The sequence below is a fragment of the Thermomonospora echinospora genome, from assembly GCF_900108175.1.
GTDB lineage: Bacteria > Actinomycetota > Actinomycetes > Streptosporangiales > Streptosporangiaceae > Thermomonospora > Thermomonospora echinospora.
Genome location: NZ_FNVO01000013.1, coordinates 181501 through 193987, shown reverse-complemented (window position 1 = coordinate 193987; position 12487 = coordinate 181501). Strand labels below are relative to the sequence as shown.

Annotated in this window: 12 protein-coding genes; 5 read left to right on the top strand and 7 right to left on the bottom strand. The window is 71.9% G+C overall.

The features are described from left to right. Positions 1-36: 36 nt before the first annotated feature. Positions 37-729 carry a TetR/AcrR family transcriptional regulator gene (locus C4U03_RS26470; RefSeq protein ID WP_235018150.1) on the bottom strand — a complete coding sequence of 231 codons (693 nt, stop codon included), beginning with the start codon at positions 727-729 and terminating at the stop codon, positions 37-39. A 172-nt stretch (positions 730-901) separates the two neighbouring features. On the opposite strand from C4U03_RS26470, the gene C4U03_RS26465 reads away from it, so the two are divergent. Further along, positions 902-1894 carry an AurF N-oxygenase family protein gene (locus C4U03_RS26465; protein ID WP_103941201.1) on the top strand — a complete coding sequence of 331 codons (993 nt, stop codon included), beginning with the start codon at positions 902-904 and terminating at the stop codon, positions 1892-1894. Between the two features lie 72 nt (positions 1895-1966). On the opposite strand, the gene C4U03_RS26460 is transcribed toward C4U03_RS26465, so the two are convergent. The 3 genes from C4U03_RS26460 to C4U03_RS26450 are packed head-to-tail and all read right to left on the bottom strand — an operon-like array spanning position 1967 to position 3802. Beyond that, positions 1967-2590, bottom strand: coding sequence for a GOLPH3/VPS74 family protein (locus C4U03_RS26460; protein ID WP_103941199.1), 624 nt, complete (start codon positions 2588-2590; stop codon positions 1967-1969). A 3-nt stretch (positions 2591-2593) separates the two neighbouring features. After that, on the bottom strand, positions 2594-2830 hold the full coding sequence (locus C4U03_RS26455; RefSeq protein ID WP_103941197.1) for a hypothetical protein: 237 nt from the start codon (positions 2828-2830) through the stop codon (positions 2594-2596). A 9-nt stretch (positions 2831-2839) separates the two neighbouring features. Beyond that, complete coding sequence (locus C4U03_RS26450) at positions 2840-3802, bottom strand: SPFH domain-containing protein (RefSeq protein WP_103941195.1); 963 nt, start codon at positions 3800-3802, stop codon at positions 2840-2842. A gap of 260 nt (positions 3803-4062) precedes the next feature. Here C4U03_RS26450 and C4U03_RS26445 point away from each other — a divergent pair, with 260 nt between their 5' ends. After that, entirely contained in the window at positions 4063-4929 is an 867-nt protein-coding gene (locus tag C4U03_RS26445) for a class II glutamine amidotransferase (RefSeq protein WP_103941193.1), read from the top strand. Positions 4930-5012: 83 nt separating this feature from the next. Continuing rightward, complete coding sequence (locus tag C4U03_RS26440) at positions 5013-5828, top strand: PIG-L family deacetylase (protein ID WP_103941191.1); 816 nt, start codon at positions 5013-5015, stop codon at positions 5826-5828. 94 nt (positions 5829-5922) lie between these two features. On the opposite strand, the gene C4U03_RS41270 is transcribed toward C4U03_RS26440, so the two are convergent. The 3 genes from C4U03_RS41270 to C4U03_RS26425 form a co-directional block, all read right to left on the bottom strand. Beyond that, positions 5923-7056, bottom strand: a complete 1134-nt coding sequence (locus tag C4U03_RS41270) for an NUDIX domain-containing protein (protein WP_200827481.1) — start codon at positions 7054-7056, stop codon at positions 5923-5925. A gap of 192 nt (positions 7057-7248) precedes the next feature. Further along, entirely contained in the window at positions 7249-7944 is a 696-nt protein-coding gene (locus tag C4U03_RS26430; protein ID WP_103941189.1) for a hypothetical protein, read from the bottom strand. A 963-nt stretch (positions 7945-8907) separates the two neighbouring features. Beyond that, complete coding sequence (locus C4U03_RS26425) at positions 8908-10020, bottom strand: alkaline phosphatase PhoX (protein WP_327373689.1); 1113 nt, start codon at positions 10018-10020, stop codon at positions 8908-8910. A gap of 296 nt (positions 10021-10316) precedes the next feature. Here C4U03_RS26425 and C4U03_RS26420 point away from each other — a divergent pair, with 296 nt between their 5' ends. After that, the gene (locus C4U03_RS26420) at positions 10317-11105 is read left to right on the top strand and encodes a hypothetical protein (protein WP_103941185.1); all 789 of its coding nucleotides are present in this window, start codon (positions 10317-10319) and stop codon (positions 11103-11105) included. A gap of 507 nt (positions 11106-11612) precedes the next feature. Then, entirely contained in the window at positions 11613-12344 is a 732-nt protein-coding gene (locus C4U03_RS26415) for a siderophore-interacting protein (protein WP_103941183.1), read from the top strand. Positions 12345-12487: the final 143 nt, after the last annotated feature.

Sequence of the window (12487 nt, the reverse complement as noted above, 5' to 3'; positions counted from 1 at the left end):
GCTGCCCACAGGTACGGGCGCGCCCGGCCGCCGGGTTCAGCCGGCGGTGCGGGGCAGGCGCTCGATGGCGGTGATGAGCAGCTCCAGCCCGAAGTCGAAGTCGGCGTCGAAATCGGGATCCAGCAGCTCCCGGGCCGTCGCCACCACGTGCGGGAACGCGGCGGGGTCGACCATCTCGGCGGCCCGGACCCCGTCCTGGGCGATGTGCCACAGGGCGTCGGCCGTGCTCGCCTCGCGCATCAGCGTGCCCATCACGTACGCCATGAAGGTCCGCATCACCCGCACGGCGGTCTCCCCCTGGAAACCGGCCTGCTCGGCGATGGTCAGCATCTGCTCGAGCACCGGCAGGCTGCGCGTCCAGTCCATCGACCGCGACAACACCACCGACATCGACCGGGGGTGCTCCTGGGCGGTCCGGCGGAAGGCGTGGGCCAGGTCGCGGATGCGGTCGCGCCAGCCGGCCTGCGGACCGGCGTCCAGCCTCAGCCCGGACAGGATCTCCTCGGCGACCCCGTCGAGCATGGCCTCCTTGCTGGGCACGTGGTTGTACAGCGACATGGCGGCCACGCCCAGCTCACCGCCGACCCGGCGCATCGACAGGGCCGCCACGCCCTCCCGCTCGATCAGGGCGATCGCGGTCCGGATGATCCGGTCGTAGGTCAGCGGCGGCCGGACGTCGGCCTCCCGGCCCGCCGCCGGGAGCGTGCCGCCCTGCGTCTGCTCGGCCACCTGCCGCCTTTCGTCCTCGACCGTCCGTGCCCACGGTACGCCGTATGCCCACGGTACGCCGGGAGGAGCGGCGGCCGGTGAGGTGCGCGGGAGGGACGGAGTCCGCCGGACATCTTGTCTACTTACGCCGTAAGTGACACACTTACGGCGTAAGTAGATAAGGAGGCGAAGCATGGGCATCCAGACGGCGCCGGGCGCCGGCCGCCCGGCCGGCCGGACCGCGGTGGTCCGCTGCCGGGACGGCGACCACACCATCGAGCTGACCGAGCGGGAGCCGCTCGCCGAACGGCTGATCAAGATCTCCCGCAGGCACTCCTTCGACCCCGACACCGACGTCGACTGGGAGCGGCCCCTGGACCCGGACCGCTTCTACATGCCGCCGCCGCTGGTGTCGCTGTACGAGACACCGCTGTGGGACGCGATGACGCACCGCCAGCGGGTCGAGCTGTCCAAACGGGAGGTCGCCGAGATCGCCTCGTTCGGCATCTGGTCCGAGCTGCTGCTGATGAACATCCTGCTCAAGACCGCCTACCGCCATCCCTACGACAGCCGGCACGGCGCGTACGCCCTGACCGAACTGGCCGACGAGTGCCGCCACTCGATGATGTTCGCCCGGATGGTGCGCACCCTCGGGCTGCGCACCCACCACCCGCATCCGCTGGTCCACCACGGCGCCAAGCTGGCCGCCGGGGCGCCCTACCTACCGCTGCAGATGTTCGCCGGGACGCTGGTGGTGGAGGAGTTCACCGACTCCCTGCAGCGGGTCAGCATGGCCGACGAGGAGATCCAGCCGCTGGTGCGGCAGGTCTCGCGCATCCACGTGATCGAGGAGGCCCGGCACATCAGGTACGCCCGCGAGGAGCTCAAACGCCAGGTCGCCAAGGCCTCCCCGGCCCGCCGCCGCTTCGCGGCCGCCGGCATCGCCCGCTTCACCTCGTTCATCCCGGCCATGCTCATCCACCCCTCCGTCTACCGGGCCGTCGGCCTCGACCCCGGGCGGGCCCGCCGCGCCGCCGCCGAGAGCCCCCACCGCCGCGCCGTCTGGGCGTGGGCCATGCGGCGCTGCACCCGCTTCTTCGACGAGGTCGGCTTCCTGGACGGCCGCGGCCGCCGCATCTGGGACCGCGCCGGGCTGCTCACGGACGAGTACCCCAAGATCCGCTGACCGTCGGCCGGACAAGGACCGGTCCGTGGCGTTCCCGCCCGAGTGAGCGCGGCCGGGCGGGGTGGCGGTGGCTCAGCCGGCGGTGGCGACGGCGGCTTCCGTGGTCTCCAGCGCCCGGCGCAGGGCGGGCACGGCCGGGCCGGAGCGGGCGGTGAGGGCGGCGATGCGCTTGCGGTGGCGGCGCTGCTCGCCCCGGGCGATGACCGTGCGCAGCCGGGCGGCCGCCGCCAGCGCCATGGTCGCCGCGTCGTAGCTGTTGACGTGCGCGACCGGCTTGCCGCGCAGCGCCGACGACGCCCGCCCCCACAGGTCCTTGACCACCCGCGGGTCGCGCACCTCCACCACCTGGACGGGGAAGAGGCCCAGCCGGCGGCGGGAGCGCACCCTGATCCAGCCCTCGGCCTCCAGTTCGGCCCGGACGGCGCGGACCATCGCCTTCCCGTCCTTGCCGACCCAGTACTGCCAGCGCCGGGGACGGGACGCGCCGATCTGCGCCAGCAGCCCGTACGGGTCGTCCCCGGGGGTGCCGATCTCCGGCTTCTTGTCGCCGACCAGCCTGCCGTCCAGGTAGAGCTCGGTCAGCGCGGCCGCGCGCAGCAGCGGGCCCAGCCTGCCGCGGGCGGTCAGCCGTCCGCGTTCCATGTCGTAGGCCAGCAGGAACACTCTGGCCGGCAGTGACTCGGGGACCTTGACCATCGGCTACTCCTCGTCCTCCGTCTCCGGCGGGGCCGGTGTGGTCTCACTCTTGGGGGGGCGCCCCGGCCGGCGCATCCGGGCGGCGCCGCGGGGCGTCCTCCCGGCCTCGTCCAGGGCCTTGCGCAGCAGGAACTCGATCTGGGCGTTGGTGCTGCGCAGCTCGTCACCGGCCCAGCGGACCAAGGCGTCGTGCACGGCCGGGTCGAGCCGCAGCAGGAGTTTCTTGCGTTCCTTGGGCAAGGGTCGGCGTCACTGGTAGAGCGTTCCGGTGTTGACCACCGGCTGGGCGTCCCGGTCGGCGCACAGCACCACCAGTAGGTTGCTCACCATGGCGGCCTTGCGCTCCTCGTCGAGTTCGACCACGTCCTGCTCCTCCAGCTTGGCCAGCGCCAGCTCGACCATGCCGACCGCCCCCTCCACGATGCGCTGGCGGGCGGCGACCACCGCGCCGGCCTGCTGGCGGCGCAGCATCGCCTGGGCGATCTCGGGGGCGTAGGCCAGCCGGTTGATCCGCGACTCGATGATGCGCACCCCGGCGGAGGCGACCCGCACGCCGATCTCCTCCGACAACCGGGCGGTGATCTCGTCGGCGTTGTCGCGCAGCGACAGCCGGTCGGCGGCGTCGTAGGGGAAGCTGCCGGCGATGTGCCGGACCGCGGCCTCGGTCTGGAAGGCCACGAACTCCACGAAGTCGTCGACCGCGAAGCAGGCCCGGGCGGTGTCCTCGACCTGCCAGACCACCACCGCCGAGATCTCGATCGGGTTGCCGTCCAGGTCGTTGACCTTGGCCGGGCCGGTCTCGTGGTTGCGGATCCGGGTGGAGATCTTGCGCCGCTCGGTCAGCGGGTTGACCCAGCGCAGCCCGTCGCGGCGCACTGTCCCGGCGTAGGAGGCGCCGACCAGCTGCAGCACCCGCGCCTCGTTCGGCGCCACGAACGTCAGCCCGCCCATGAGCACCAACCCGGCGGTCGCGACCAGGCAGCCGCCCACCAGCAGCGCGATCCCCGCCGCGGTGGGGAGCCCGCCGGATCCGCCGATCCCCGCCGCGCCTCCGGCCGCCGTCGTCGCGCCAACGATGATCAGCACCAGCGCCGGCAGCAGCATCCACCAGCCGTTCAGGTGGCGGGCCGGTCGCTCGGAGATCGTCGGCTCCGGCATGTTCGCGGCTGTGGTGACGGCCGTCGTGGCGGCCGGTGTGCTCGTCGTGCCCATCGCATCCTCCTTCATCCGATGTCGGAAATCTAGCAAAGTGATATCACTTTTTCCAGTCCGGTCCCGGGCCTGGCCGTTCGGGGCCCTCTCCGGTGCGGCCGGCGGCGTCCCCGGCCGCACCGGAGGGAACGCCTGGCCCCTCCGTCTCACCGGTGCGGACGCGGCCGGTGGGGGGTGGGCGCCACTGTGACGATCGTCCTTTTTGGGCTTCGCCTCCGGCTGGTGAGTGAGGATTCCGGTCAAAGTGGCATGGTGAAGACATGTGTCGACTGTTCGGGATGACTACCGGGGGTCCGCGGGTCGAGGCGTCGTTCTGGCTGCTGGACGCCCCCTACAGCCTCAAGGAACAGAGCCGCCGGATGCCCCACGGGGTCGGATTGGGCTGGTTCTCGCTCGGTGACGAGCCGGTACGCGACCGCGCCCCGTTGGCCGCCTTCGAGAACATCGACTTCGCCAGGGGGGCCCGGCACATCGTCTCCCACACGTTCGTGTCGCACATCCGCTACGCCTCGACCGGCGAGGTCAACGTCCACAACTGCCACCCGTTCGACATGCACGACCGCCTCTTCGCCCACAACGGCGTGGTCAAGGGACTGGACATACTGGAGGGCTGGCTGACGGACGTCGACAAGGCCCTCATCAAGGGGCAGACCGACTCGGAGATGGTCTTCGCCTACATCACCGCCGAGATCCGCCGGCACGGCGACACCACCACCGGCCTCATCGAGGCGATCCGCCGCATCGGTGCCGAGCTGCCGCTCTACTCGGTCAACCTCCTGCTCGCCGAGGCGCACCGGATCTGGGCGCTGCGCTACCCCGAGTCGAACGAGCTGTGGGTGCTCCCGCCCAAGGAGGGCGGCGGTCCCGGCGAGACCCGACACCTGGTCTCCCCGCACGAGCCGGGGGCGGTCGACCTCACCTCCCTCGGTCACTCGGCGCCCGCCTATGTCGTGGCCAGCGAGCCCATGGACGACGACCCCGCCTGGCGGCTGATGGAGCCGGGGGAGCTGCTGATCATCGACGGTCTCAAGGAGGAGTCCCGCTTCCCCTTCGACCCGCCCCGCTTCCAGCTCACCCACAAGGAGATGTCCGCCAAGGAGGTCGCCTCCCAGGAGCATGCGGCGTGAGCGCTCCGCCGTCCCCGGACTGTCACCCCCGCTGAGTACAGTGAGCCGCGTCCGGCGATCGCCTATCCATAGACCGGGGACTCATGGACCGCGAACTCACTCTGATGGCCGTGCACGCCCATCCCGACGACGAGGTGCTCGGCACGGGCGGCGCCTTCGCGCGCTACCGCGAGGAAGGACTCAGGACCGTCCTGGTGACCTGCACCAACGGCGAGCAGGGGGACGGCCCCGGCGGGGTCAAGCCGGGCGACCCCGGCCACGACGAGCGGGACGTGAGCCGGCGGCGCCTGGCCGAGCTGCGCGAGTCCGCCGCCCACCTGGGCATCGGCCACGTCGAGCTGCTGGGTTACCGCGACTCCGGCATGGACGGCTGGGACGCCAACCACGCCTCCGACGCGTTCACCAACATCCCCGTCCAGGACGCCGCGCGGCGCCTGGCCGTCCTGATGGAGCGCTACCGCCCGCAGGTGGTCGTCACCTACGACGAGAACGGCGGCTACGGCCACCCCGACCACATCCAGGCCCACCGCATCACCCTCGCCGCGGCCGAGCTGAGCGGCATCCCGGACAAGCTCTACTACACGGCCGTCTCCCGGGCCCGGATCGCGCAGATGTTCGCCTATGCCAAGGAGCAGGGCCTCGACCTCGGCGATGAGGAGCTGCCCGACGACTTCGGCACTCCCGACGAGCTGATCACCACCTCCCTGGACGTGTCCGCCTACGCCGACCGCAAGCGCAAGGCGCTGCAGGCCCACGCCAGCCAGGGCGACAGCATCTTCCTGCTGAACATGCCCGAGGAGATCCAGCTCCGCGCCTTCGGTGAGGAGCACTTCGTCCGCCGGCTGTCGCGGGTCGATGCCCCGGCCCAGGAGGACGATCTGTTCGCCGGCCTCCGCTGACCCGTCCGCACCCTCGCCCTCCAGCGCAGGACCACACCGCAGACCCCCGCCACACTGAGCACGACGCTCCTTGGGAACGCCTCCCCAGGTGTCCTCACTCGGGCAGCAGGGCCGGCAGCTCCTGTGCGTGGGCGCGCAGATAGGTGGCGAGCGGAGCCGGGAACAGGTCGATGGCCTCGACCGCCGCGGTGGTGCAGGGCACGCGGTCGACCTCGTAGGTGCCCTTCGACGGATCGTCGAACTCGGGGCCGTGGCGGCGGGACAGATCCAGGGAGGTCAGCCGGCACAGGTAGAACGTGCTCAGATAGTGCAGGCCCAGCGTCTGCTCGGAATAGGCGAACACCTGCCGCAGCGGTCCCACCGTGGCGCCCAGCTCCTCATCGAGCTCCCGGCGCAGCGCCGCCTCCGGGCCGGCGTCCTCCGGCTCGACCTTGCCTCCCGGGGTCGACCAGTAGGGGGCGCGGCCCGGCTTGACGCGATGGAACAGCACCAGGTTGCCGTCGTCGTCCAGCAGGATCGCCCGCACCGCGTGCCGCATGCGCGGCGCCTGCTCCGGAACGTCCCGTTCCGGGCCGCGCAGCACGATCCGGCCGGTGAAGCCGCCCCGCTCGGCGGCCTTGGCGGCGCGCATCCGCTCCAGCCCGGCGGGCTCGATGCCGTGCGCGGCGGCCAGGGCCAGCACCACCTCCAGCAGGTCGGCCAGCTCCGCCGGATCGCGGTCGGACACGTACTCCCCGGCCTCCTCGTACAGCTTGGCCCGCAGGAACGCCAGGTACTCGCGGTCCCCGGCGATCCGGGTCCGGGGCCGCTCGCCCGCCGCCTCGATGATCTCGGGAATCCGGTCGCGCACCAGCTTCTCGGTCCGCCCGCCGTGCCGCGGGGGACGGTGGGACATCGCGCCGCTGCGGCGGTCCAGCGACTGCACCCACTGGACGGCGACGGCGGCGGTCTGGATCAGCTCGGCGCGCAGCCGCTCCGGCGCGTCCTCGGCGAGGGCCTCGTAGAACTCCTCGGCGAGCACGTGCCGCCAGGTCAGCTCGCCCGCGGAGGCCGCCTCGGCGCATTCCCGCCGGGCCTGGTCGGCCCGGTCGCGCCAGGCGGGTCCGGTGCCGTCGGGGAACTCCTGCACCCCCCACAGCGTGTCCTGGGCGGCCCGTTCGGTGGCGATCTCCGTCAGAACCCGGCCGAGCGACCCCCGGACACCGCCGTTTCCCTCGCTGCTGTCCATGGCCAAGACGTTAGCCGCCACCAGCGCGAACGTCTCCCGAGTTCGTCCAGGCGGACATAGCGGACCGTGTCCGGCTCCCCGTCCGGCACGGACGGACGACCGGCAGCGGCATGGGCGGCCCGTCCTGCCGCCGGCTCCCCATCCGGTGCGGAGGGATGCTGCGGATCCGGTCGTGAATCCCCCTGCGGCTGGTCAGCGGTGGCGTCGCCGCTTCGGCCTGGTGCTCTTGCCCTGGCACTTCTCGGTCAGGAGGTCGAGGCGGTGCCGGGCCTCCGCTCGGGACATCGCCGATGCCTGCTTGGGCAGCAGGCCGGCGACCGCGGGTGGTGCCGAGACGAGGCCGTTCTCGTCGACGGCGGCCTGCTCGCCCGGCCAGCCGCCCAAGACCACCGCCGACAGACCCTGGGGGTGGCGGGCGAACAGCCCGGCGATCCGGCCGGCCTCCTGCTCGCAGTCGGCCACCAGCAGCAGCTTGGGCTCCCCGCCGGTGGCCTCCGAGTCGTCGCGGATACGCAGCTCCGTCTCCAGGAAGGCCAGGGCGGCGTCCAGCGTCCCGGGCAGGAACAGCTGGTCCGGGGACTCGTCGAGGAGTTCGTCCTCGTCCAGGCCGAACAGTGCCGCGGCGTCGGCGCGCGGCAGCACGACGAGTCTGTCGTCGCCGGGACCCTCGAGGGCGGACAGTGTGATCAGCCGCGCCAGGTCGGCCGCCCCCGGACCCCCGAGCGCGAGCAGGGAGCCCGTGAACGGATCGGGCACCACCGGGTGGCCGTGGGGTCGGGACGCGCCGATCACCGGCGGTGGTGGTACCGGCAGGGTGACCGAGGCCGCTGCGGCCGGCATCCGCTGGCGGAGCGTCAGCCCGATCACCGCCACCGGAAGCAGCAGCATGAGCAGCCCCAGCAGCGAGATGGGGGGCAGCGGACCGGCCGGCGGGTCCTCGGCGATCCCGTGGGTCGGCGCGGCGGCGTGCGGCGGCCGCGCCGGTGCCGGACTCGTCTGTGCGTCTGGACCTGGCCGTGGGCTCGGAACCGGGCTGGGCGCCGCCGTTCCCGGGACGTCCGCTTCCGGGGAGCCGGGGGGCGGAACGGCGTCGTGGCGCCGTGGTGGCGGTACACGGTCGCGTTGCGCACGGTTGTCACGGCGGCGTAGAGCCGGGGGCAGCCGCCTGTCGCGATCGAGGCCCGGCCTGGCCGACCGCAGCAGGTCTAGGCAGGTTTCCAGGAGCCGGGGGTCGGCGGGCCACTCGATATCCCGGCACTCCTTGGGCACGGACTGGTGCATCGGGGCATCGGCCGGGTGCGCGCCGGTCTGTGACGGGCTCGCGTCGGCACTGAGCGGATCCATGCCTCCGGGGGACGGGCTCGCGCCGGACGGGTGCGCGCCGGTCTGTGACGGGCTCGCGCCGGGCTGCGACGGGGGCGTACCGGCATGGGACGGGTCCGCATCGGCAGACGACGGGCTCGCCGTGGCGAACGCGATGGCGGTGGCCAGTACCGCGCAGCCCAGCAGCCCGCAGCCGCACCGGAGGACGCCGAGGATCCACCCGGCGGTTCTGGAATCTGCGATGAGGTGGTTCATCGTTCCCCGGAGATGGCGTCAAGTAATCGTAAGGGCGCTGATCGTACACAGACTGGGACGCCCGAGTGCCCCCATTGGATTACCGCGCGCAATCACTCCGCCACGGGCCTTGCGTTCCTGTGGGGCTTTGCCCCGCTACTTCCCCCTTGCTCGACCGCCGGCGAGCCATTACAGCTCGGCCGAAACCCCGGGTGCCGTACCGCCGCAGACGACCGTGAGCCGTCCGGGACCGGGCCGCGCGCACGCCGGGAAACGTGCGCGCGGTCGTACGGGTCAGCGCCGGAACGGGCCGCTCACGCAGTAGGTGATGCCTCCGGAGGAGGAGCCGGAGGTGCCGCGCTGGGAGGAGAAGTACAGCCGGTCGCCCGCCGGGTTGAACGCCGGGCCGCAGATCTCCGACGCGCTCTGCCCGTTGATCCGCAGGAACACCGAGATCTTGTCGTCTGGGGTGATCATGCAGATCTCCATGTTGCCGCCGTCCTCGGCGACGTACAGGTCGCCGTGCGACGACCCGGTCACGTTGTCCACCCCGGTCAGCGGCGCCGTGCCGGGGGTGACCAGGTTGTCGTCGTAGGCCAGTTCGTAGGTGCTGTTGAGCAGGTTGAGCTGCCAGACCCGGTTGTCGCCCTTGGTGGTGAACCAGACCGTGTCGTCGGCGTAGTGGCAGCCTTCACCGCCGTTGAACCGCTTGGCCCCGGACACCTGGTTGCGTGTGGCGGTGGGGGAGCCGTCGGGGTCCGGGACCGTCGCCCAGGTGAACGAGCCGGACGTCGCGGTGCCGGCCCGCAGCACCTGCAGGGTGCCCGATGCCAGGTTGCCCCAGGTGGTCGGCACGAAGCGGTAGAGGCACCCGTCGCTCTTGTCCTCGGTGAGGTAAATGACGCGCCGTACCGGATCGGCCGCGGCGGCCTCATGGCTGAACCGGCCCATCGCCGGGCGGGCCACCGCCGTGCCGCCGAACGGGTAGGTCTCCCAGACCTGCCCGTTGTCGAACTCCTCGCACGACAGCCAGGTGTTCCAGGGCGTGGCGCCGCCCGCGCAGTTGCGCTCGGTGCCGCTCAGGATGCGGTACGCGGACGTGACGGTGCCGCTGGAGTTGAACCGCAGGGCGGACGCACCGCCCGTCCCGCCGCTCATCTCCGAGTTGGACACGTAGATCCATCCGGTGCCGTCGGCGAAGCACGCTCCGCCGTCGGGCGCGCTGTGCCAGGTGTAGGAGGTGCCGGGGACCGTCTGGCCGGATCTCGCCACGACCTGGCTGGTGAAACCGGCGGGAAGCTGGAGGCCGTTCGCGTCGGCCGCCTGGAGCGGGCCGTAGGGACTGGCGGCGTTCTGCGCGGGGGTGGCCAGTGCGGCGTTCTGCCAGAGGCTTCCGGAGAATGCCACGGCTCCCGCCCCGGCCACTGAGGCACGGAGAAAGGTACGGCGTTCCATCGAAGATGTCTCCTGACGGGGGTGCGAAGACGATCGATTGCCGCGGCAGGGCCGAGTGTAGGAAGGCGCGACGAACGCGCCGTCGCCCGCATGGTGAACGCCGGATGGCCCCGAAGTTGCCGCTCAGCGGCCGTTGCCCGCACCGGCGGCCCGTTCTCGCGCACCTGTCCACAGAACGACGTTCCACTGTCTCCTCCGTCCTGCCGGAAAGACGATGGCCGCAGGTTCTTTCGGAAAGGACACCGCTCATGATCGAGCCGACGACCCGGCCCGCCCTCGGATTCGTCCAGTTGGCCGCAGAACTCGACCTGGCCCGATGGCAACTGCGCCTGGCCCGGGAACGCGGGCTGGTCCCGCCGCCCGACCTGGAGGGCGGACGCTGGTCGGCGGCCGCCGTGGCCGAGGTCACCGGGCGCGCCGCGCAGATCCGTGCGGCACTGGGGGAGGACCCGCCGGTCGGCGCGGTCAAGGCCGCCGAACGGCTGGCCGTCCGGGTCGGCTTGGACGTGGAGCCGGCCGACATCGAGGTGCTGGTGATCTCCGGCGAGCTGGTCATGGCCGACCGCTTCCAGGGCCGCCCGCTCTACGACCCGCACGACATCGACGCCCTCGACGCCGGACGGGTGACCGAGATAGTGGCGGCCCGTAAGGGCCCGCGCTTCGAGACGGTCAATGCCAGGGGAGCGGCCCTGCTGCTCGGCTGGCCCAAGGACGTCTTCTCCCGGATCGCCGGCCGGCGCGGCCTGCCCACCGACCAGCTGGGCCGGTACGCGCTGGCCGACGTCAGAGCCCTCGCCGACGACCAGGACCTGCTCGCCGACATCGCCGAGGAACGGCGGATCGCGGCCCTGGAGACCGGCCGACGCGACCAGGCCCGCGCCGAGCAGGTCATCCGCCGCTGGCTGCGCGACTGCACCGACTACCTGACCCACGCCGCCGACGACCCCCCGGACACCGCGGAGATCAGCCGTGCCCTGAAAGCCCTGGCCACCGCCAGGACCACCCTCCGCCCACACCACCCCGACGAGCCCGAATGACCCCCGCCACCTTCCGGCCTCGCTACGGACTCACAGGGGAGATCGGCTGTCCCTGAGGGTGCTGGCGACCGCCGGAGTCGTTGTCCGGCGCCACCGGTGCGGTGGGGTCGGATGGCCTCCCGTCTGGCTTCTGGTCTCGCCTTGGTCTTGCAGGAGAGGTCGGTCGTGTCTGGTGGCATCGGTGCGGTGGGGTCGGATGGCCTCCCATCTGGTTTCCGGCCTTGCTACGGCCTCGCAGGGAGGTTGGCCGTGTTCTAAGAGTGTTGGCGGTTACTGGGGTCGGCGTACGGCGGTGCTGCCTGGTGGGGTGGGTGATCGTTCGTATCGCTTCCGGGGCGCCCTCACGTTCGGATCGAGCTCTCGTTTTCGGACGGGCTTCCTGGTAGGGAAGCTGGAGCGGCTGGGCAAGGGAGAATCGGAGGCGGCTGCCGAGAGGGCTTCTCTGGTGAGGGTTCGAGTTATATCGTGTCTTCTCGGCAAGATGCGATATATCTCATTGGAGGGCTGATGGCCGGTCGGCGTCTGCTCGATCTGTTGTTCGTCCGGGGAGTGGTCGAGGCGGTCGAGGAGGTCGCGTACCGCACCCGGCTGCTGCGCCTCTCCGGGGCGGTGGGGCTGGAGTGGACGCCGGGCCAGCAGGTGCGCGTTCACGTCAAGGATCTGCTGGCCGCGCAGACGTGGCTGCACGGCCTGCGGGACGTGCTACGCACCTATTCGGTCTGGGACTACGAGCCCGAGACCGGACGGCTCGAACTCTACGTGCTCGATCATGACGGCGCCGGCCCGGGCACTCGTTGGGCGCATACGGCCGAGCCCGGCCAGGAGGTGGTCTTCGGCAAACCCGAGGGGCGATTCGTGACCCGTCCCGCCGCGTACCACGTGTTCGTCGGGGAGGAGACCGCCTGCGTCCCGTTCGGGGCCATGCTGCGTGCCCTGCCCGCGGCCGAGGCGGTCCACGGGGCCATCGAGATCGCCCGGCCGGAGGGGCGTCTGCCGCTGCCCCGGGGCGAGGAGCTGACCTGGCGTTATCGCGGTGACAAGTCCGCGGCCTCCTCCCTCTCCCTGGTAGAGGCCGTACGGGGACTCTCCCTGCCCGCCGAGCCCGGGGTGGCCTACGTGGCGGGGGAGGCCCGCACCGTCCAGGCCGTCCGTGACCACTTCGTACGCGAGCGCGGCTGGCCTCGCGGTGCGGTCCTGGTGAAGCCTTTCTGGACCCCCGGCAAACGCGGCCTCGAATAGCCGCCCCCAACGTCACGGTCCGGCCCGGCTTCCGCGATGACGGGTTGAGCGGTTCCCGCGTTCACTGCCCTTCGGTTCGGCTTCCGTGGTGACGGGTTGAGCGGTTCTCGCGTGGGGTGTTCTCTTGCGTGGTCAGTGCCAGG